Raw genomic sequence first — 18,754 nt, forward strand, 5'->3', positions numbered from 1 at the left:
GCGGCGCCACCTCGCCGGTATAGCCGGTTCAGGGACGTCGGAGGTGGTCGTGACGCGGGTGGTGCACACCTACGTCCACCTCACCCCCGACTCACCCGTCGCCGAAGTCGAAGCCGGCAACACTCTCGCCCCGGTCGAACGCGTCGCCGAGTGGTGCCGCACCGCCGGGACGAAGGTCATCATCCGCCCGGTCCTCGACCTCGCCACCCAGCACACGCGTGATGGGTATGTCCCGTCCGAGACGATGCGGGAACAAGCGATCTTGGTCAACCGGACCTGCGTCCACCCCTGGTGCGAGCGCCCAGCCCGGGCTTGCGACCTCGACCACATCACCCCCTACAACCCCAACGACAACACCGACAGCCCACCCGGCCAGACCACCAGCACCAACCTCGCACCCCTGTGCCGACACCACCACCGCCTCAAGACCCACAACGGCTGGCAGTACCAGCACCTCGAACCCAGCGTCTTCCTCTGGACCAGCCCCGCCGGGAGGACCTACCTCCGCACACCCACCGGCACCGTCGCCGTCCCGCGAGCGAGACCGACACCCAGCGCCATCGCGTCCTAGTGGCTCGTGTCAGAAGTTTTGGGACGGTTGGCGTGCTCGGGGTGCGTGCCTCGCAAGGCGGAGGACCGAAGGCGGGCCGGAGGCCCGTCGAGTGTTCGAACAACGCAGCGAGGTGCGTGCCACGAGTGCGCGAACCGACCAACAACTTCTGACACGAGCCACTAGGCCTGCACCGCCACCCCGGCCCGGATCAGCCCCTCGACGTCGCTGATCCCCCACGCCTCCAGCGCCTCGCGGGTGTGCTCGCCAGGCCCCTTCGCCGGCGGCATCGACAGGGTCGGGGCGGTGCGGGAGAAGCGCGGAGCGGGTGCGGGCTGCACGATCCCGTCGGCCTCGACGTACGTCTGACGCGCCCGCAGGTGCGGGTGGTCGGCCGCCTCGGGGAGGGTGAGCACGGGGGCGACGCAGGCATCGGTGCCCTCGAAGAGCTCGGCCCACTCGGCCATCGTCCGGGTCTTGAAGGTCGCGGCCAGTCGCTCGCGCATCTCCGGAAGCCGGTCGACCTCCCACTGGCCGGGCAGGTCGATCTCGAGCAGGCGGACCAGCTCGGCGAAGAACTGCGGCTCCAGGGCACCGACAGCGACGTGGCGGCCGTCGGCGCACTCGTAGACGTCGTAGTACGGCGTGCCGCCGTCGAGCAGGCCGCCGAGGCGCTGGTCCTCGGCCAGGATCCCCATCCGCTGGTGGGCGATTGACATGGTGGACAGGTGAGCGGCACCGTCGACGATCGCGGCGTCGACGACCTGACCGCGACCGGAGACCTTGGCCTCCAGCAGGGCGGCGAGGACGCCGATCACGAGGTACGTCGATCCCCCACCGAAGTCACCGGCCAGATTGAGCGGGAAGTGCGGCCGGGCGGCGTCCTGGCCGAGGTTGAACAGGCCGCCCATCGTGGCGAGGTAGGTCAGGTCGTGACCCGAGGCGTGCGCCAGCGGACCGTCCTGGCCCCATCCCGTCATGCGGCCGTAGACCAGCCGCGGGTTGCGCTCCAGGCAGACGTCCGGGCCCAGACCGAGCCGCTCGGTGACACCGGGACGCATCCCCTCGATCAGCACGTCGGCACTCTCCACGAGACGCAGCACCGTCTCGACCGCCTCGGGGTGCTTGAGGTCGAGCGCGACGCTGGGCCGGCCTCGGTTGGTCAGATCGAGCAGGCCCCGTACGCCCGGCTTCACCGCCGTGGCCCGATCGATCCGGATCACGTCGGCACCGAGGTCGGCGAGGATCGTGCAGGCGTGCGGCCCGGGGCCGATCCCGGCGATCTCGACGACACGCACGCCCGCGAGCGGGCCGGTTCCCTGTCCCAGTTCCATGCCGCCCGATCCTGTCAGAACCACTGTCAACGTCAAGGGGTTCGAGGCCCGGGTTCCGGCGATGCAGCAGGCTCAGCCCTCGCCCGCCGTGACCCCCGGGTTCTCCGGCGTCCGGGTGCGCGCGATCCGCCGTGCGTAGGCGTGGAAGGAGTCCTTCGGGGTCCGCTTCAGGGTGTCCCGGTCGACGTGGACCAGGCCGTACGGCGTGGTGAAGCCCCGCGCCCACTCCCAACAGTCCAGGAACGACCACACATAGACGCCTTGGACGTCGACACCGCGGGCGATCGCCTCGGCCACCGCGTCGAGGTGGGCGTCGATATAGGAGGCCCGAGCGGTGTCGTGCACGACGCCGTCCTCACCGGGACGCTCGATCCACGACGAGCCGCACTCGGTCACCATCAGCGGTGGCAGCGCGGCCCGGAACCGGGCGCGGATCATGATCAGCCACTCGCGCAGTGCGTGCGGCACCACCGACCAGCCGCTGGCGGTGATCTGGTGGCCGAGCAGCGAGATCATCCGGAACGGGACGTCGGCCCCCTCCTCGGTCGCACCGATCCGCATCGGGCTGTAGTAGTTCACCCCGTAGAAGTCGAGCGGCTGGCGGATGGTGGCCATGTCGCCGTCGCGGGTGTACTCGGCCATCGCCCCAGCCAGGTCGACCGGGTAGCGCCCGAGCAGCATCCCCTCCAGGACCATCCCGTTCCACAGCGCGTCGACCAGCTTGGTGGCGCCGACGTCGGCGGCATCGTCGGAGGCCGGCCAGATCGGCGAGTGGTTGTTGGCACAGCCGACGCTGTGGGCACCGGCGTTGCGCAGCTCGACCACGGCCCGACCGTGGCCCAGCAGCAGGTGGTGGACCGCCGGGAGGACGTCGAAGAGCAGCCGGCGCCCCGGCGCATGCTCCCCCAACCCGTAGCCCAGGATCCCGATCACGTTGAGCTCGCTGATCGGCACCCAGTGCTCGACCCGATCGGCGAAGTGGGCGCCCGCCACAGCGGCGTACTCGGCGAGCGCATCGGCCGTCGCCCGGTTGAGCCAGCCGCCGTCGTCCTCGAGCGCCTGGGGAAGGTCCCAGTGGTAGAGCGTGACCATCGGCTTGATCCCCACCTCCAGGAGGTTGTCGATCAGCCGGTCGTAGTGGTCGATCGCCTTCTGGTTCACCTGACCGCGCCCCTGGGGCAGGATCCGGCTCCACGGCAGCGAGAAGCGGTAGGAGTCGACACCGAGCTCGGCCAGCAGCCGCACGTCCTCCTCGACCCGGTGGTAGTGACCGGCGGTCAGGGCAGGGCGGGAGCCGTCCACGATCGCGCCGGGCTGCTCGACGAAGCCGTCCCAGACGGACCGACCGCGACCATCGACGTCGAGCGCGCCCTCGATCTGCATCGCAGACGTGCCGACCCCGAAGGTGAAGCCTTTCGGCAGTTGGGGTCGCAACATGGTGACATTCTCTCCGTGACAGTGCAGATCCGCCGAGCTTCGGCACGATTCATAGACAAGGTTCCAGGACGGGCGACCTGGCACTCATTCTCCTTCGGCTCGTTCTACGACCCCGAGCGGGTCGCCTTCGGGCCGATGGTCTGCCACGACGAGCACCTGCTCGGCGCCGGTCAGGGCTTCGCCGAGCACCACCACGAGGGCGTCGACATCGTCACGTACGTCGTCACCGGGGCGCTCTCGCACCGCGACTCGTTGGGCAACGAGGGTGTGCTCCAGGCCGGTGAGCTGGGCTGGCTGCGCGCCTCCTCCGGGGTCGAGCACAGCGAGGTCGCGGCCGCCCCCGCGACCCGCTTCGTCCAGGTCTGGCTCCAGCAGTACGACGGCACGCCGGCGTGGCAGCGAGTGGCGATCGAGCCCTCGAACGACGCCCCGAACGCCCTGAGGCCCCCGACGCTCGCATTGCCGGGCGGTGAACTCCGGGTGCTGCGCCTGGCCGCCGGGGAGCATGCCATGCTGCCGACGGCCCCGCTGCTGCACCTCTTCGTCGCCTCCGGCGCGCTGCTGCGGCACTCGCTGGCCGAGCCGCTGTCGGCCGGTGACACCCTGATGGTGACGGCCGAGGAAACCCCCGCGCAGACCCCCGGTCTGGAGATCGCTGCAGCGACCGAAGCGGTCGTACTGGTCTGGACCATGACCGCGTGAGCCCTAAATCACCTTAAAGGTTTGGCTCAATCGACACCTTGCCGCCATCGCGCTCCCTACGCTGGCGCCGTGCCGCGGAGTGAGGTGACCTTTCCGATCCCTCAGCCGACCTCCCTGTATCGCGGCCCCTTCGCCGAGGCGTGGGGCGTGGCCCGGACCGGTCGGCTCCGTCGTGCTGCCGCGATCCTGGCGGCGATGGACACCGAGGCGTTCGGCTTCGGCGACCAGGTGCAGCACACCGCACTGCTGCTGGGCTGCCGCCTGGGGCTGGGCGACCTGGCCGCCGCGATCGACTCCGGGGCCACCTTGTCGACCTTCCTGAGCGCGGCGGGCGGGGCGTCCACGCTGGCCCGACTGGGCCACGGCGACCTGAGCACCGCGCTCGGGGAGCACGAGGAGGCGCTCGACCACTACCTGGCCGCAGGGGCCTCCCCGGCCGCGGAGGACCCGGACCTGCCGCCGTGGCGGGCGGGCGCCTCGATGGCGCTGGTGCGCACCGGTGACCGGGCCGAGGCGGCCCGGCTCGCCCGCGAGCAGCTCGCCCTGGCCGAGCAGGCCGCCGACCCGTACTCGCTCGCCCTGGCCCTGCGCACCCTGGCCACCACCGATGCCGGGGTCGACCCGGTCCGCACCCTGCGCCGTGCCGTCGGACTGGCCCTGCACAGCAACGACCTGCGGCTGCAGGCCCAGATCCACGCCGACCTGGCCGGACTGCTGCTGCTCTCGCCGGGCGAGGATCCGACCGAGACCCTCGCCCTGCTGCGCGAGGCCGAGACGTTCTCGGCCAACGAGGGGCTCTGGCCGCTGCACGCCCGGGTGAGCCGGCTGCTGGGCCGCGCCGGGGAGCGGGCCCGCCCGCTGGGCAACGACTCGCTGTCGGTCCTGACCAACGCCGAGCGCCGGGTCGCCCAGCTGGCCTCGGAGGGACTGACCAACCGTCAGATCGCCGAGCAGCTGAGCGTCACGATCAAGGGCGTGGAGTGGCACCTGTCGCGGGTGTACCGCAAGCTCGGGATCGGCTCGCGGGGCGGCTTGGGCCCGCTCCTGGAGAACGCACCCAAGCCCCGCACCGCGTAGCCGCGACCGGCCTCAGCCGGCCGGGAGAGCGACGTACGTCGTCTCCAGGTACTCCTCGATGCCCTCGAAGCCGCCCTCGCGGCCGAAGCCGGACTGCTTCATGCCGCCGAACGGGGCGGCGGGGTTGGAGATCAGGCCGGAGTTCACCCCGACCATGCCGTACTCCAGGGACTCCGCCAGCCGGATCGTGCGGGCCAGGTCGCGGGTGTAGACGTAGGAGGCCAGCCCGTACTCGGTGGCGTTGGCTCGCCGGATCGCCTCGGCCTCGGAGGCGAAGGTGCTGATCGGAGCGACCGGCCCGAAGATCTCGTGGCTGTTGATCTCCGACTCCGGGTGCACCCCGAGCAGGACCGTCGGGGAGTAGAAGAAGCCGGGGCCCTCGGGCGCCGACCCGCCGGTGAGCACGGTGGCGCCATCGTGGACCGCGTCGGTGACCAGCTGGCCGACGGTCTCGACGGCCTTCTCCTCGATCAGCGGTCCGACGTCGGTGCCGTCGGTCTGGCCACGCCCGACCGTCATCGCGCCCATCCGGGCGGCGAGCTTGTCGCCGAACTCGCGGGCCACCGACTCGTGCACCAGGAACCGGTTCGCGGCGGTGCAGGCCTCCCCCATGTTGCGCATCTTCGCGATCATGGCGCCGTCCACCGCAGCGTCGATGTCGGCGTCCTCGAAGACCAGGAACGGGGCGTTGCCGCCGAGCTCCATCGAGACCCGCTGGAGCTGCTCGGCGCTCTGCTTGACCAGGATCTTGCCGACCGCGGTGGAGCCGGTGAAGGAGACCTTCCTCAGCCGGTCGTCGGCCATCACGGCGGTCGACTGGGCCGACGCCGCGCTGGTCGGCACGATGTTGAGCACGCCGTCGGGCAGCCCCGCCTCGGTGAGGATCGCACCGAGGGCGAGCATCGTGAGCGGGGTGAGCTCGGCGGGCTTGACCACCATCGTGCAGCCGGCCGCGATCGCCGGGCCGATCTTGCGGGTGCCCATCGCCAGCGGGAAGTTCCACGGCGTGATGAAGTAGCACGGCCCGACGGGCTTGCGGATGGTGAGCAGCCGGGAGCCACCGGCGGGGGCGTTCATCCAGCGCCCGTGGATCCGGACCGCCTCCTCGCTGAACCAGCGGAAGAACTCGTTGCCGTAGCTGACCTCGCCCTTGGCCTCGGCGATCGGCTTGCCCATCTCCAGGCTGATCAGCTCGGCGATGTCGTCGGCACGCTCGTTGATCAGCTCGAACGCCCGGCGCAGGATCTCGCCGCGCTCGCGTGGTGCGGTCGCGGCCCAGGAGGCCTGCGCGGCCGCGGCGGCGTCGAGCGCATCGAGGGCGTCGTTGACCGATCCGTCGGCCACGCGCGTCAGAACCGAGGCGTCGGCGGGGTCGAGGACCGCGAAGGTCTCGCCCCCTTCGGCGTCACGCCACTCACCGTTGATCAGCAGCTTCGTGTGCTGCGAGACAAGTTCCATGCCAGCCATGTCTCCAGCCTGCCATTCTTCCGGTTTCTTTCGACAGGGGTGTTGGCGTGTCGTACCCTAGGAAGGTCGACTTGCGGAGGGAGCACTCCACAACCGACTGGGCCCCTTGTCTGACCCCATGCTGACTTGGGGCCCACCTCATGTCTACCGGGCAGACCCCCCCTTTGCCCGCGGACATGGGAAGGCAAGGGCCCAGCCTCACGGCTGGGCCCTTGTTCGTTCCCGGGGTGTCCGGGGACTCAGTACTTGCGGCGCGGCTTGCGCTCGCGCGGCTTGTCACCGTCGTCGTGACGGTGACCACGGTCGTTGCGGTCGTTGCGGTCGAAGCGACCGCCGGAGCGCTGCACCGGGCCGCCGTTGTCGACAGCGAGCTCGATCAGCTTGCCGCTGATCCGGGTGTTCTCCAGTGCCGCCCAGGTCTCGGGGGCGAGGTCGGCGGGCAGCTCGACCAGGGAGAAGTCGGGGCGGATGGAGATGTTGCCGAAGTCGCCCCGGCGCAGGCCGCCCTCGTTGGCGATGGCGCCGACGATCTGGCGCGGCTCGACCTTGTGACGCTTGCCGACGTTGATCCGGTACGTCGCCAGCGGCTGGTCGGTCTGGCGCGAACGGCTCGACTCACGCGGAGCCCGGTCGCCACGCTCGTTGCGCTCCCGCTGGGCGCGGTCAGAGCGCTCGTTGCGGATCCGGTCGGCGTTGGGGTCGATCAGCAGCGGCTCGTCGCCCTGCAGTACGACGGCCAGAGCGGCGGCCACGTCGATCTCGGGGACGTCGTACTCCTTGACGTAGTGCGCGACCACGTCACGGAAGAACTCGACCCGGCCGGCCTCGGCCAGCGCGGCGGTGATGCCGTCGTCGAAGCGGGACAGACGGGTCGCGTTGACCTCGTCGGCGCTGGGCAGCTTCATCTCCTGCAGCGGCGAACGGGTGGTCTTCTCGATCAGCTTGAGCAGGTAGCGCTCACGCGGGGTGATGAACGAGATGGCGTCACCGGTGCGACCGGCACGGCCGGTACGACCGATCCGGTGGACGTAGGCCTCCGGATCGGTGGGAATGTCGTAGTTGACGACGTGGCTGATCCGCTCGACGTCGAGACCACGGGCGGCGACGTCGGTGGCCACCAGGATGTCCAGCGAGCCGTCCTTGAGCTGGTTGACCGTGCGCTCACGGACGTTCTGCGCCACGTCACCGCTGATCGCGGCGGCGGTGAAGCCGCGGGCGCGGAGCTTCTCGGCCAGCGACTCGGTCTCGGCCTTGGTCCGGACGAAGACGATCATGCCCTCGAAGTTCTCGACCTCGAGGATGCGGGTGAGGGCGTCGACCTTCTGCGGGTAGGCGACGGTCATGTACCGCTGCGTGATGTTGGCGTTGGTCGCCGTCTTGGACTTGACCTGAACTTCCTTCGGGTTGTTCAGGTAGCGGCCGGTGAGGCGCTTGATCGCCGACGGCATCGTCGCGGAGAAGAGGGCGACCTGCTTGTCGTCGGGGGTGTCGGCGAGGATCGTCTCGATGTCGTCGGAGAAGCCCATCGAGAGCATCTCGTCGGCCTCGTCGAGCACGAGGAACTTGAGCTCGCTCAGGTCCAGGGTGCCCTTGTCGAGGTGGTCCATGATCCGGCCGGGGGTGCCGACGACGACGTGCACGCCGCGACGCAGGGCGGTCAGCTGCGGGCCGTAGCCCTGGCCGCCGTAGACCGGGAGGACCCGGATGTTCGGCAGCTGGGCGGCGTACTTCTCGAAGGCCTCGCAGACCTGGAGCGCGAGCTCACGGGTGGGGGCCAGGACCAGAGCCTGCGGCTTCTTGGTCTCGTAGGGGTCGAGGTTCGACAGCACCGGCAGCGCGAAGGCCGCGGTCTTGCCGGTTCCGGTCTGTGCGAGGCCGACGACGTCACGGCCTTCGAGCAGCAGCGGGATGGTGGCGGCCTGGATGGCCGAGGGCGACTCGTAGCCGAGGTCCTTGATCGCCTCCAGGACGCCGGCGGAGAGGCCGAGGTCATCGAAGGTCACCTGGTCAACAGCGGGGGAAGTGGTGTCGCTCACCAGACCACGGTAGTGCGCTTGTGATCGATCCAGAGATTCCTAAGCGCGGTGCGCTGCGTCACGCCCGCTCAAGTGGAGCGCGGGTGGAGGAACGACGCGGCAATCACCCGTCGAGGTGGAGCAAGAACGCCGGAACGCGCCGGGGTTCTTGTGATCGGGTGGGGACTCATGTACTTTGGTGAACACAAGGTGAACAGGAGGTGGACAACCATGAACAACGCACAGCTCACCTGCACGTGGATCTCGGTGGTCGACACTGCCGGCCGCGAGCGCATGGAGGCCGTCTGGATGACGCGCCCCGCCGTGGCCCACGCATCACACGCTGCTTGATTCAGAAAAACTTCATCCTGGATGGAATGAATGTTCAAGTAAGAGGGTTGGAGTCCGTGTAAGGCTTCAACCCTCTGCTTCATTTCCTCTCACCTCAGGAGAACGTCATGGCCGACAACACCTTCGACTCCACCGCAGCGATCAGCGACATCGCCGGCGACTACACCCTGGACCCCGCCCACACCCGCCTCGGGTTCAGCGCTCGCCACGCGATGGTCACCACCGTCCGCGGCTACTTCCGCGAGATCGAGGGCACCGCGCACATCGACACCGCCACGCCGGCCAACTCGTCGGTCACGGTGACCGTCAAGGCCAACTCCGTGGACACCGGCAACGCCGACCGCGACGGCCACCTGCTCTCCGGTGACTTCTTCGAGTCCGAGGCCAACCCGAACATCACCTTCACCTCCACCAACGTCGAGTTCGACGGCGACGACACCTGGACCATCACCGGCGACCTCACCATCAAGGGCATCACGCACTCGGTCACCATCCCCTTCGAGCAGACCGGCTCGGCTCAGGACCCGTTCGGCAACACCCGGGTCGGCTTCGAGGGCCAGACCACGATCAAGCGCAGCGACTGGGGCCTGACCTTCAACGCGAAGCTCGAGACCGGCGGGGTGCTGGTCAGCGAGAAGATCAAGCTCGACTTCGACATCTCGGCGATCAAGAACGCCTGATCCCGGCCACTCGCTGACCCCCGTCCACTCAGTGGGCGGGGGTCATCCTGTAGCGGACGAAGGACGGCACCACCAGCGCCGCCACCACGACTCCGATCACGACCAGGATCCCGCCGCCCGCCGCCGTGGCCGAGACGCCGATCCCGGCCGCCACCCCGCCGTGCAGAGTGTCGGAGATCCGCGGACCCCCGCCGACCACGACCGTGAAGATCCCCTGGAGCCGGCCCCGGACCGCGTCGTCGGCGGCGTTCTGCAGGATCGAGGTCCGCAGTGCGGCACTGAACATGTCGGCCGCCCCGGCCACCGACAACGCGATCAGGGCGACCACCAGCATCACCACCCACTGGGTGTGCGGCGCCAACCAGTCCGCGAGCCCGTAGACGGTGATCCCCACCCCCCAGATCGCCACACACCAGATCACGGCGAGCCCCTGGCGTCTGACCCGGGTCAGCCAGCCACCCAAGACGCCGCCGATCACCGCTCCGGCCGGGATCGCGGCGAAGAGCAGGGCAAAGACCAGGCCGCCGTCGGTCGGCCCGTGGAAGTGGGTGTGGGCCTGCTCAGGGAAGAGCGCCCGCGGCATCCCGAAGACCATCGCGATCAGGTCCACGACGAAGCTCATCATCAGGATGGGCTGGGTGCGCAGGTAGCTCAGGCCGTCGAGCACCGACCGGATCCCCGGCACCTTGACCTCGCCGTCGACCGGCAGTCGGGGCAGTCGGATGACGGCGTACAGCGTCGCACCGAGGGCGAAGGTGTCGATCAGGTACAACAGCGGGAACCCGGTGATCGGGATCAGGATGCCGGCCACCAGCGGACCCGCGATCGCTCCGGCCTGGAAGACGGTGAAGTGCAGGGAGTTGGCCGCCGGCAGCACCTCGGGGTCCAGGATCCGGGGCAGGATCGCCGCCCGGGTGGGTGAGTCCACCGCGAAGAAGCACTGCTGCACCGAGAACAGGCACAGCAGCAGCCAGGGGTTGGTGTTGCCCGCCGCCGCCTGGGCGAAGAAGAGTGCCGAACAGACCATCAGGCCGATGCTGGTGATCCGCACGATCGTGCGGCGGTCGAAGGCGTCGGCGAGCGCGCCGCCGTACAGCCCGAAGACGACCAGCGGGACCAGGCCGAAGAGGCCGGTCAGACCGACGTAGGCGGTGGAGCCGGTGTCGGCGTAGATCTGCGCCGGGACCGCGACGACGGTGAGCTGGGCTCCCACCACGGTGACCATCTCGGCGAACCACAGTCGCCGGAAGTTGGGGTTCTGGAGCGGCCGGGTGTCGGCAAGCAGGTCCTTCAGTGCCACGACCGCTCAACCTAGTGCGCACCCCTTTTACTTCCTCCATCTCGACCTTCGAGAAAGTAACGTCGAAAAAAGTCGGGTGAGGGTGTCGGATCCGTCGCTGCCCGTTCGTGGAGATGAGGAAAGGTGGTCACCCCGACCACCGGCGACAACGAGGAGATCGTGATGACGCAGTACCTGCTCTCGGTCCACGGCGTGGACTCCGACTACGACCCCGAGGCCGGCAAGTTCGGCTCCTACGCCTCCCAGGCCGAGGCCGAGGCCGCCTTCGCGGCGACCGACGCCTTCAACCGCCGGCTCCAGGAGTCGGGCCAGTTCCTCTTCGGCGGCGGCCTGGCCTCGGCCTCGACCGCCACCGTGGTCGACGGCACCGGCGAGACCCCCGTGCTCACCGACGGCCCCTACCTCGAGACCAAGGAGTGGATCGGCGGGTTCTGGGTGATCGAGGCACCCGACCTCGACGCCGCCCTGGCCCTGGCCACCGACGCCTCCCGCGCCTGCGGCGGCAAGGTGGAGGTGCGCCCGTTCGCGGGCGTGGTCTGATCCGACCGTTTCGCCCCGCTCTGTTCTCCGTTCCATCCGTTCCAGCACCACCCACGACACCAGGAGTAACCCATGCCGCAGTACCTGATCGCCACGTACGACGAGCCGACCACCCGCACCATGACGCCCGAGGAGATGGCCCCGATCTACGAGGCCGTCGGCGGCCTGATCAACGAGGCCATCGAGACCGGCATCTTCGTCTTCGCCGGTGGCCTCGAGGGCAAGGAGGCCATCACCGTGGTCGACCCGCGCGGTAGCGCGACCGTCGTCACCGACGGCCCCTTCATCGAGAGCCGGGAGTACCTCGGCGGCTTCACCGTGATCAACGTCCCCGATCTCGACGCCGCGCTGGCGTTCGGCACCCGGATGGCCGAGGCCTCCCGGCTGCCCCAGGAGGTCCGTCCGTTCCAGGCCGAGCCCGAGGCCGAGTGACCTCTGTTCCGGGGCTGGACGAGGAGCTCTTCCGCACGGAGTACCCCCGTGTGGTGGCCTCGCTCGCCCGTCGGTTCGGCGATCTGGATCTCGCCGAGGACGGAGCGAGCGAGGCACTCCTCGCCGCCGTGGAGCACTGGCCGGCCGAGGGCGTGCCCCCGAACCCGGGCGGATGGCTCACCACCACCGCCACCCGCAAGGTGCTCGACCGGCTGCGTCGGGAGTCCCAGCGCGATGCGAAGCAGTCCGCCGCGGCCCGGCTCGCCGACGTCGAGCCGGCCTCCCCGGTCGGCCCGGTCGACGACGACCAGCTCCGGCTGATCTTCGTCTGCTCCCACCCGGCCCTGGCCCCGGAGAACCGGCTCGCGCTCACCCTGCGCCTGGTCGGCGGCCTCACCGTGCCCGAGATCGCCCGGGCGCTGCTGGCCGGCGAGGCAGCGATCGGGCAGCGGATCACGCGGGCCAAGCACAAGATCCGCACCGCCCGGATCCCGTTCCGGGTGCCCACCGCCGAGGACCTGGAGCCCCGGCTCGCCTCGGTGCTGCAGGTGCTCTACCTGATCTTCAACGAGGGCTACCTGGCCTCGTCCGGGTCCGAGCCCACCCGGGTCGACCTCGCCACCGAGGCGATCCGGCTCACCCGGACGCTCGGCACGCTGTTGCCCGATCAGCCCGAGGTCGACGGCCTGCTCGCGTTGATGCTGCTGGCCGACGCCCGCCGCGACGCGCGCTTCGTCGACGGCGAGCTGGTCACCCTGGAGGAGCAGGACCGCACCCACTGGAACACCGAGCAGATCGCCGAGGGGCACCGGATCGTGCTCGCCTGCATCGCCCGCAACCGCCCCGGGCCCTACCAGCTCCAGGCCGCGATCAACGCCGTGCACACCTCGGCACGCTCCGTCGAGGAGACCGACTGGAGCCAGATCGTGACCCTCTACGACCACCTCAGGGCCATCGCCCCGAGCCCGGTGGTCGAGCTCAACCGGGCGATCGCGGTGGCCGAGCTCGACGGCCCCGCCGTCGGGCTCGCCCTGGTGGAGGGCCTGGCGTTGACGACGTACGGCGCCTGGCATGTCACCCGGGCCGAGCTGCTGCGCCGACTCCAGCGGGTCGAGGAGGCCCGGGAGGCCTACGGCCAGGCGATCGGGCTCGCCACCAACGCGGCCGAGCGGCGCCACCTGGAGCGGCGACGGGACGCCACCGTCTAGTCGGTCGTCCGGGGTTGTCTTCCACAAAATAATGAGTACGCTCAATAATGAGCGTGCTCAGGAGGAACGATGACCAGGACGACGACAGCCCCCACCGAGGGCCGCCGCGAGCTCAACATGCGGCGCAAGCACGAGCGCATCCGCAACGCCGCCGCCGACCTGTTCGACACCCACGGATTCGACGCCGTCACCACCCAGGCCATCGCCGACGCCGCCGACGTCGCCGCCGGCACCGTCTTCCGCTACGCCGCCTCCAAGAGCGAGCTGCTCCTGATGGTCTACAACGAGCGCCTCGGCCACGCGATCGCCGCCGGCACCACCGCAGCGTGCGCCGAGACCGACCCGATCCGCGCCGTCAACGCCCTCCTCGACCCGATGCTCGACGAGGCGCACGCCCACCCGGAGAACGCCGTCGCCTACCAGCGCGAGCTGCTCTTCGGCGACCCCCTCCAGGAATACCGAGCCCTCGGGCTCGCCCAGATCGCCGACCTCGAGGAGACGATCGCTCGCCTCCTCCTGGCCGGTGGCGACCATCCCCGCAGCGGGGCCGACCAGGCCGCTGCGGCGATCTTCGCCGCGTCACACCTCGTCATCGCCCGACTCGCGACCGGGGCGCACCCCGGCCGTAGCGCCGTGGCGGACCTCCACCACCAGGTCGAGCTGATCGTCACCGGTTGGCTCGCCCTTCACCCCTGAGACCAGGAACACCAAGGAAGAGGGACATCCACCATGTCAGGCACCACCATCACCCGCGTCACCGTCCTCGGCACCGGAGTCCTCGGACTCCAGATCGCCTTCCAGACCGCCTACAGCGGCTTCGAGGTGACGGCGTACGACATCAGCGACGAGATCCTCGACGGAGCCCGCCAGCGTGCCGCCGGCCTCGTGCAGACCTACCTCACCGACCAGGTCGCCGGCGCCGCCGACGGCAAGGCCGAGGCCGCGCTCACCCGGCTCCACTTCACCTCCGACCTGGCCGCCGCCGTGGCCGAGGCCGACCTCGTCATCGAGGCGATCCCCGAGGTGCTCACCCTCAAGCAGGAGACCTACGCCAAGCTCGCCACGCTGGCCCCCGAGCGGACCATCTTCGCGACCAACTCCTCCACCCTGCTGCCCAGCGACATCAAGGACTCCACCGGGCGCCCCGACCGGTTCCTGGCGCTGCACTTCGCCAACCAGGTCTGGAAGTTCAACACCGCCGAGGTGATGGGCACCGCCGACACCGACCTCGCCGTCTTCGACCGGATCGTCGAGTTCGCCGGCGAGATCGGGATGGTGCCGATCCCGGTGCGCAAGGAGAAGGCCGGCTACGTGCTCAACTCCCTGCTGGTGCCGTTCCTCAACGCCGCCGCCGGCCTGGCCGCCTTCGGCGTGGCCGACCCGCACGACGTGGACAAGGTCTGGCGGATCGCGACCGGCGCCCCGATGGGCCCCTTCCAGATCTACGACGTGATCGGCCTCGCGACGCCGTACAACATCATGATCCACGGCGACGAGAACTCGCAGAAGATCGCAGCCTGGCTCAAGGAGAACTACATCGACGCCGGGAAGATGGGGATCGCGTCCGGCGAAGGCTTCTACGACTACCGCTGAGCAGATCGTCCTAGGGTGGAGGGGTGCCCGCACCCCTCCACCTGCCTGCCGCCGATGACACCCTGACCTGGATCCAGGAGCGGAGCGCGACCGAGCTCGCCACCGTCCGCCAGATCGCCGACGAACTGCGCGGCGCCGTGTCGCTGAGCGCCGTCGACGCCCTGGAGACGTGGAACCGGCTGGAGATCGCCCTCGGCAACGTCCTGTCCCCCGTCGAGCTGCTCGCCAACGTGCACCCCGACCTCGCCACCCGCGAGGCCTGCGAGGCGATCCAGGTCGAGGCATCGAAGCTGATCACCGAGCTGGGCCAGGACCAGATCCTGTACGCCGTCTTCGCCGACCTCGACCCCGCCGAGGTCTCAGCACTGGACGCCCTGGCCACCCGACTGCTGCACAAGGTGCTGCGCGACTTCCGCCGCTCCGGCGTGGACCAGCCCACCGCCGTGCGCGACCGACTGCGCGAGCTGCACGAGCGCCTCACCGACCTCGACCTGGAGTTCTCCCGGATCACCCGCGACGACGTCCGCACCGTCCGGGTCGCACCCGACCGGCTCGGCGGGATGCCGGCCGACTGGGTCGAGGCGCACCCGGTCGGCGAGGACGGCCTGGTCACGATCACGACGGAGTACCCCGACTCGGTGCCGGTGCGCACCTTCGCCACCGACCGCGACCTGCGCCGCGAGATGACCCTGGCGTTCCTCAACCGCGGCTACCCCACCGCCGAGCCGGTGCTGCGCGAGCTCTTCGCACTGCGCCACGAGCTAGCCACCCTGGTCGGCTACGCCGACTGGCCGTCGTACGACGCCGAGGTGAAGATGATCGGCTCCGGGCCGGCCATCCCCGCCTTCATCGACCGGATCACCGACGCTGCCGCCGAGCCGATGCGGGCCGACCTCGACGTGCTACTCGCCCGCTTCCGGGCCGACCACCCCGACGCCACCGAGATCAGCGGGATCGACACCGCGTTCTACCAGGAGGTGGTGCGCCGCGAGCACTACGACGTCGACGCCCAACTGGTGCGGACCTACTTCGACTTCCCCGCCGTCCGGGCCGGGCTGCTCGCCGTCACCGGCCGGCTCTTCGGGCTGCAGTGGCGCCCGGTCCAGGTCGCTACGTGGCACGAGGACGTGGCGTCGTACGACGTGTTCCTGGGTGTCGACGACGACTCCGCCGTGCCGCTGGGCCGGATCCACCTCGACCTGCACCCCCGCACCGGGAAGTACAGCCACGCCGCGCAGTTCACGCTGGTCTCCGGGGTCGAGGGCGTCCAGCTTCCCGAGGGCGTGCTGGTGTGCAACTTCGGCCGTGGGCTGATGGAGCACGACGACGTGGTGACCCTCTTCCACGAGTTCGGGCACCTGCTGCACCACCTGCTCGCCGGGCACGGCCACTGGGCGGAGTTCTCCGGGGTCGCGACCGAGTGGGACTTCGTCGAGGCGCCCTCGCAGATGCTGGAGGAGTGGGCCTGGGACGCCGAGGTGCTGGCGTCGTTCGCGCGCAACGCCGCCGGGGAGCCGATCCCGGCCGACCTGGTCGCGAAGATGCGGGCCGCCGAGGAGTACGGCAAGGGCATCCAGGCGCGCCAGCAGATGTTCTACGCCGCGGTCTCGTACTGGTTCCACGCCGACCAGGCCCGCGCCGCGGCCGGTGAGACGGTGCCGGACCTGACCGAGCGGATGGTCGAGCTCCAGGCGCGCTATGCCCCGACGGCGTGGATCGAGGGCACCCACTTCTTCGCCAGCTTCGGCCACCTGGGCGGCTACTCGTCGGCGTACTACACCTACATGTGGTCGCTCGTGATCGCCAAGGACCTGTTCGCCCAGTTCGACCCGGCCGACCTGTTCGCCCCCGAGGTCGCGGGCCGCTACCGCGACCTGGTGCTGGCCCGCGGTGGGGAGAAGGACGCCGCCGACCTGGTCGCGGACTTCCTCGGGCGGCCGTTCAGCTTCGACGCGTACGCCGCCTGGCTCGCGCGCTAGCCGACTTCCGGGTTCACCACCGCCCACTTCCGGGTTCACCACCGCCCACTTCCGGGTTCACCACCGCCGACTTCCGGGTTCACCACCGCCCACTTCCGGGTTCACAACGGCCGAGATCCGGGTTGCCTCCCAGCAAAGGGGGCAACCCGGATCTCGAAGGTGAGTAACCCGGAAGTCACGCGTGGCGAACCCGGAAGTCACGCGTGGCGAACCCGGAATTCGGCGGTCAGGCCTGGGCGTACGCCACGGCCATCGCGGTGCCGAAGACCGCGTTGTTCTTCACCAGCGCGATGTTGGCGGTCAGCGAGGCACCGTCGGTGAGCTCGACGATCTTGGCCAGCAGGTACGGCGTGATGTCCTTGCCCGACACACCCTCGGCGTCGGCGGCGGCCAGGGCGGTGGCGATGATCGCGTCGATCTTGTCGGCGGGGATCTCGTCGGCGGCCGGGATCGGGTTGGCGATCACGACGCCGCCGGGAAGCCCGAGGCCGTCGGTGCCCCACTTCGCCTGCAGCACGGCGGCGGCCTCGGCCGGGCCCTCGACGCGCAGCGGGGCGCCGAACTCGGAGGCGCGGGAGAAGAACGACGGGAACTCGTCGGCGCCGTTGACCAGCACCGGGACGCCCAGCGTCTCCAGGGTCTCCAGGGTCAGGCCGATGTCGAGGATCGACTTCACGCCCGCGCTGACCACGGCGACCGAGGTCTGGCCGAGCTCGGTGAGGTCGGCGGAGATGTCGAACGACGTCTCGGCGCCGCGGTGGACGCCGCCCAGACCGCCGGTGACGAAGACCTTGATCCCGGCCATCTCGGCCAGGCGCATCGTGGAGGCGACGGTGGTGGCACCGTGCTTCTTCTGCGCCACGACGTAGGCGAGGTCACGCACGGAGACCTTCATGACGTCCGAGGCGGTGCCGAGCAGCTCCAGCTCCTCGGGGGTCAGACCGATCCGCGGGATGCCGTCGAGGATGGCGATCGTGGCCGGGACGGCGCCGCCGTCACGGACGATCTGCTCGACCTCGCGCGCCATCTCGACGTTGCGCGGGTACGGCATCCCGTGACTGATGATCGTCGACTCCAGCGCAACGACCGGACGGCCCTCGGCCAGTGCCGCGGCAACTTCCTCAGTGATCTGCAGCATCAAGAACTTCCCTCACCCTTGCGTTATCGAGATTCGAAACAACTGTCTGTGTGCTGGCGATCGTGACGACCGCCGCTGCCTGCCCGAACCGGGCCGCCTCCACCACGGAGGCACCCCCGGCCAGGGCCGAGCAGAAAGCGCCAAGCATGGCATCGCCCGCTCCGGTCACGTCGACCACCTCCACCCGGTACGGCGGCAACGTGACGCTCCCCTCAGGGCCGACCAGCAGGGAGCCCTCGGCCCCGAGCCGGATCCAGACCCACTCGACGCCACCGGCGCGGAGCTTCTCGGCGGCGGAGACGACCGCGGCGTCCCCGTCGGGCCCGTCGAACGTGGCCGCGTCGACGCCGGTCAGGGCGGCCAGCTCGTCGCGGTTGGGGGTGACCAGGAAGATCGGGCCGCGCAGCACCGGGGCCAGGCGCAGCGACTTGGGCACCGAGACCGGCTCGATCACGAGGCGCAGGTCGGCGGCGTGGGCGGCTCCGATCACGGCGTCGAGCACTGCGGGCGGCAGGTTCCCGTCGGCCACCACGAGGGTGCCCGCCGGGGCCCGGGAGACCTCGGTGGCGGCGTACCCGGGATCGAGCTCCTCGGTGGCCGCCATCGCGGCGACGGCGGCGACGAGCTCACCGTCGGCGTCGAGCAGGGCGGTGTAGGTGCCGGTGGTCTCGGCGGTGCGGGCCACCGCGGAGACGTCGACGCCCGCGGCAGCGGTCGCCTCCAGCACCTCAGTGCCGAGACCGTCGGAGCCGACGGTGGAGACCAGGGCGACCCGGGCTCCGAGTCGGGCGGCATTCTCGGCGATGTTGCGCCCCACCCCGCCGGGGGACAGATGCATCTCGCCTGGGTTGGAGGTGCCGGCGAGGACCGGACGCGCGGAGCGTGCCTTGAGGTCCATGTTGGCTCCGCCGACCACCAGGATCCCGGTGGTGGTGTGGACCGTCATCCGAG

Annotated in this window: 17 protein-coding genes; 10 read left to right on the forward strand and 7 right to left on the reverse strand. The window is 70.1% G+C overall.

Going from position 1 to position 18,754, the window contains the following annotated elements; all coding sequences use genetic code 11:
* Window positions 1–571: HNH endonuclease signature motif containing protein (locus Q1V88_RS12575; RefSeq protein WP_300681544.1), on the forward strand; the 571-nt coding region annotated here is incomplete at its 5' end.
* A 161-nt stretch (window positions 572–732) separates the two neighbouring features.
* Here Q1V88_RS12575 and Q1V88_RS12580 read toward each other — a convergent pair.
* A complete protein-coding gene (locus tag Q1V88_RS12580) occupies window positions 733–1,884 on the reverse strand; it encodes a CaiB/BaiF CoA-transferase family protein (RefSeq protein WP_300681545.1) in 1,152 nt (383 codons plus the stop codon).
* Between the two features lie 72 nt (window positions 1,885–1,956).
* Window positions 1,957–3,321, reverse strand: a complete 1,365-nt coding sequence (locus Q1V88_RS12585; RefSeq protein WP_300681546.1) for a GH1 family beta-glucosidase — start codon at window positions 3,319–3,321, stop codon at window positions 1,957–1,959.
* Window positions 3,322–3,336: 15 nt separating this feature from the next.
* Between Q1V88_RS12585 and Q1V88_RS12590 the strand changes: the two genes are divergently transcribed.
* Complete coding sequence (locus tag Q1V88_RS12590) at window positions 3,337–4,023, forward strand: pirin family protein (RefSeq protein ID WP_300681547.1); 687 nt, start codon at window positions 3,337–3,339, stop codon at window positions 4,021–4,023.
* A gap of 69 nt (window positions 4,024–4,092) precedes the next feature.
* A complete protein-coding gene (locus Q1V88_RS12595) occupies window positions 4,093–5,100 on the forward strand; it encodes a LuxR C-terminal-related transcriptional regulator (protein ID WP_300681548.1) in 1,008 nt (335 codons plus the stop codon).
* Window positions 5,101–5,112: 12 nt separating this feature from the next.
* Here Q1V88_RS12595 and Q1V88_RS12600 read toward each other — a convergent pair whose 3' ends face one another.
* Both Q1V88_RS12600 and Q1V88_RS12605 read right to left on the reverse strand, forming a co-directional pair.
* The gene (locus tag Q1V88_RS12600; RefSeq protein WP_300681549.1) at window positions 5,113–6,567 is read right to left on the reverse strand and encodes an NAD-dependent succinate-semialdehyde dehydrogenase; all 1,455 of its coding nucleotides are present in this window, start codon (window positions 6,565–6,567) and stop codon (window positions 5,113–5,115) included.
* A 239-nt stretch (window positions 6,568–6,806) separates the two neighbouring features.
* Entirely contained in the window at window positions 6,807–8,603 is a 1,797-nt protein-coding gene (locus tag Q1V88_RS12605; protein WP_300681550.1) for a DEAD/DEAH box helicase, read from the reverse strand.
* Window positions 8,604–9,040: 437 nt separating this feature from the next.
* On the opposite strand from Q1V88_RS12605, the gene Q1V88_RS12610 reads away from it, so the two are divergent.
* Window positions 9,041–9,613 (forward strand): YceI family protein, encoded by a 573-nt coding sequence (locus Q1V88_RS12610; RefSeq protein WP_300681551.1) that lies wholly within the window; start codon window positions 9,041–9,043, stop codon window positions 9,611–9,613.
* A 28-nt stretch (window positions 9,614–9,641) separates the two neighbouring features.
* On the opposite strand, the gene Q1V88_RS12615 is transcribed toward Q1V88_RS12610, so the two are convergent.
* Window positions 9,642–10,913 (reverse strand): MFS transporter, encoded by a 1,272-nt coding sequence (locus Q1V88_RS12615; protein ID WP_300681552.1) that lies wholly within the window; start codon window positions 10,911–10,913, stop codon window positions 9,642–9,644.
* Between the two features lie 162 nt (window positions 10,914–11,075).
* Here Q1V88_RS12615 and Q1V88_RS12620 point away from each other — a divergent pair, with 162 nt between their 5' ends.
* The 6 genes from Q1V88_RS12620 (at window position 11,076) to Q1V88_RS12645 (ending at window position 16,665) form a co-directional block, all read left to right on the forward strand.
* Complete coding sequence (locus Q1V88_RS12620) at window positions 11,076–11,453, forward strand: YciI family protein (protein WP_300681703.1); 378 nt, start codon at window positions 11,076–11,078, stop codon at window positions 11,451–11,453.
* Window positions 11,454–11,525: 72 nt separating this feature from the next.
* On the forward strand, window positions 11,526–11,885 hold the full coding sequence (locus Q1V88_RS12625; protein ID WP_300681553.1) for a YciI family protein: 360 nt from the start codon (window positions 11,526–11,528) through the stop codon (window positions 11,883–11,885).
* The gene (locus Q1V88_RS12630; RefSeq protein WP_300681554.1) at window positions 11,882–13,093 is read left to right on the forward strand and encodes an RNA polymerase sigma factor; all 1,212 of its coding nucleotides are present in this window, start codon (window positions 11,882–11,884) and stop codon (window positions 13,091–13,093) included. The genes Q1V88_RS12625 and Q1V88_RS12630 overlap by 4 nt, the downstream gene beginning before the upstream one ends.
* A 69-nt stretch (window positions 13,094–13,162) precedes the next feature.
* Window positions 13,163–13,789, forward strand: coding sequence for a TetR/AcrR family transcriptional regulator (locus Q1V88_RS12635; RefSeq protein WP_300681555.1), 627 nt, complete (start codon window positions 13,163–13,165; stop codon window positions 13,787–13,789).
* 33 nt (window positions 13,790–13,822) lie between these two features.
* Window positions 13,823–14,686 (forward strand): 3-hydroxyacyl-CoA dehydrogenase, encoded by an 864-nt coding sequence (locus Q1V88_RS12640; RefSeq protein ID WP_300681556.1) that lies wholly within the window; start codon window positions 13,823–13,825, stop codon window positions 14,684–14,686.
* Between the two features lie 23 nt (window positions 14,687–14,709).
* Window positions 14,710–16,665, forward strand: a complete 1,956-nt coding sequence (locus Q1V88_RS12645; RefSeq protein WP_300681557.1) for a M3 family metallopeptidase — start codon at window positions 14,710–14,712, stop codon at window positions 16,663–16,665.
* Window positions 16,666–16,891: 226 nt separating this feature from the next.
* Here Q1V88_RS12645 and Q1V88_RS12650 read toward each other — a convergent pair whose 3' ends face one another.
* Window positions 16,892–17,803 carry a pseudouridine-5'-phosphate glycosidase gene (locus tag Q1V88_RS12650; protein ID WP_300681558.1) on the reverse strand — a complete coding sequence of 304 codons (912 nt, stop codon included), beginning with the start codon at window positions 17,801–17,803 and terminating at the stop codon, window positions 16,892–16,894.
* Window positions 17,787–18,749: a carbohydrate kinase family protein gene (locus Q1V88_RS12655; protein ID WP_300681559.1), complete on the reverse strand. Its 963-nt coding sequence runs from the start codon at window positions 18,747–18,749 to the stop codon at window positions 17,787–17,789. Before Q1V88_RS12655 ends, Q1V88_RS12650 begins: the two co-directional genes overlap by 17 nt.
* Window positions 18,750–18,754: the final 5 nt, after the last annotated feature.

It is taken from the genome of Nocardioides sp. (genome assembly GCF_030150155.1).
Classification (GTDB): Bacteria; Actinomycetota; Actinomycetes; order Propionibacteriales; family Nocardioidaceae; genus Nocardioides.

Coding starts and splice junctions, on each gene's coding strand:
- Q1V88_RS12620 (WP_300681703.1), top strand. CDS start 11,076: ATGACGCAGTACCTGCTCTCGGTCCACGGCGTGGACTCCGACTACGAC.
- Q1V88_RS12610 (WP_300681551.1), top strand. CDS start 9,041: ATGGCCGACAACACCTTCGACTCCACCGCAGCGATCAGCGACATCGCC.
- Q1V88_RS12600 (WP_300681549.1), bottom strand. CDS start 6,567: ATGGCTGGCATGGAACTTGTCTCGCAGCACACGAAGCTGCTGATCAAC.
- Q1V88_RS12635 (WP_300681555.1), top strand. CDS start 13,163: ATGACCAGGACGACGACAGCCCCCACCGAGGGCCGCCGCGAGCTCAAC.
- Q1V88_RS12625 (WP_300681553.1), top strand. CDS start 11,526: ATGCCGCAGTACCTGATCGCCACGTACGACGAGCCGACCACCCGCACC.
- Q1V88_RS12585 (WP_300681546.1), bottom strand. CDS start 3,321: ATGTTGCGACCCCAACTGCCGAAAGGCTTCACCTTCGGGGTCGGCACG.
- Q1V88_RS12640 (WP_300681556.1), top strand. CDS start 13,823: ATGTCAGGCACCACCATCACCCGCGTCACCGTCCTCGGCACCGGAGTC.
- Q1V88_RS12580 (WP_300681545.1), bottom strand. CDS start 1,884: ATGGAACTGGGACAGGGAACCGGCCCGCTCGCGGGCGTGCGTGTCGTC.
- Q1V88_RS12655 (WP_300681559.1), bottom strand. CDS start 18,749: ATGACGGTCCACACCACCACCGGGATCCTGGTGGTCGGCGGAGCCAAC.
- Q1V88_RS12650 (WP_300681558.1), bottom strand. CDS start 17,803: ATGCTGCAGATCACTGAGGAAGTTGCCGCGGCACTGGCCGAGGGCCGT.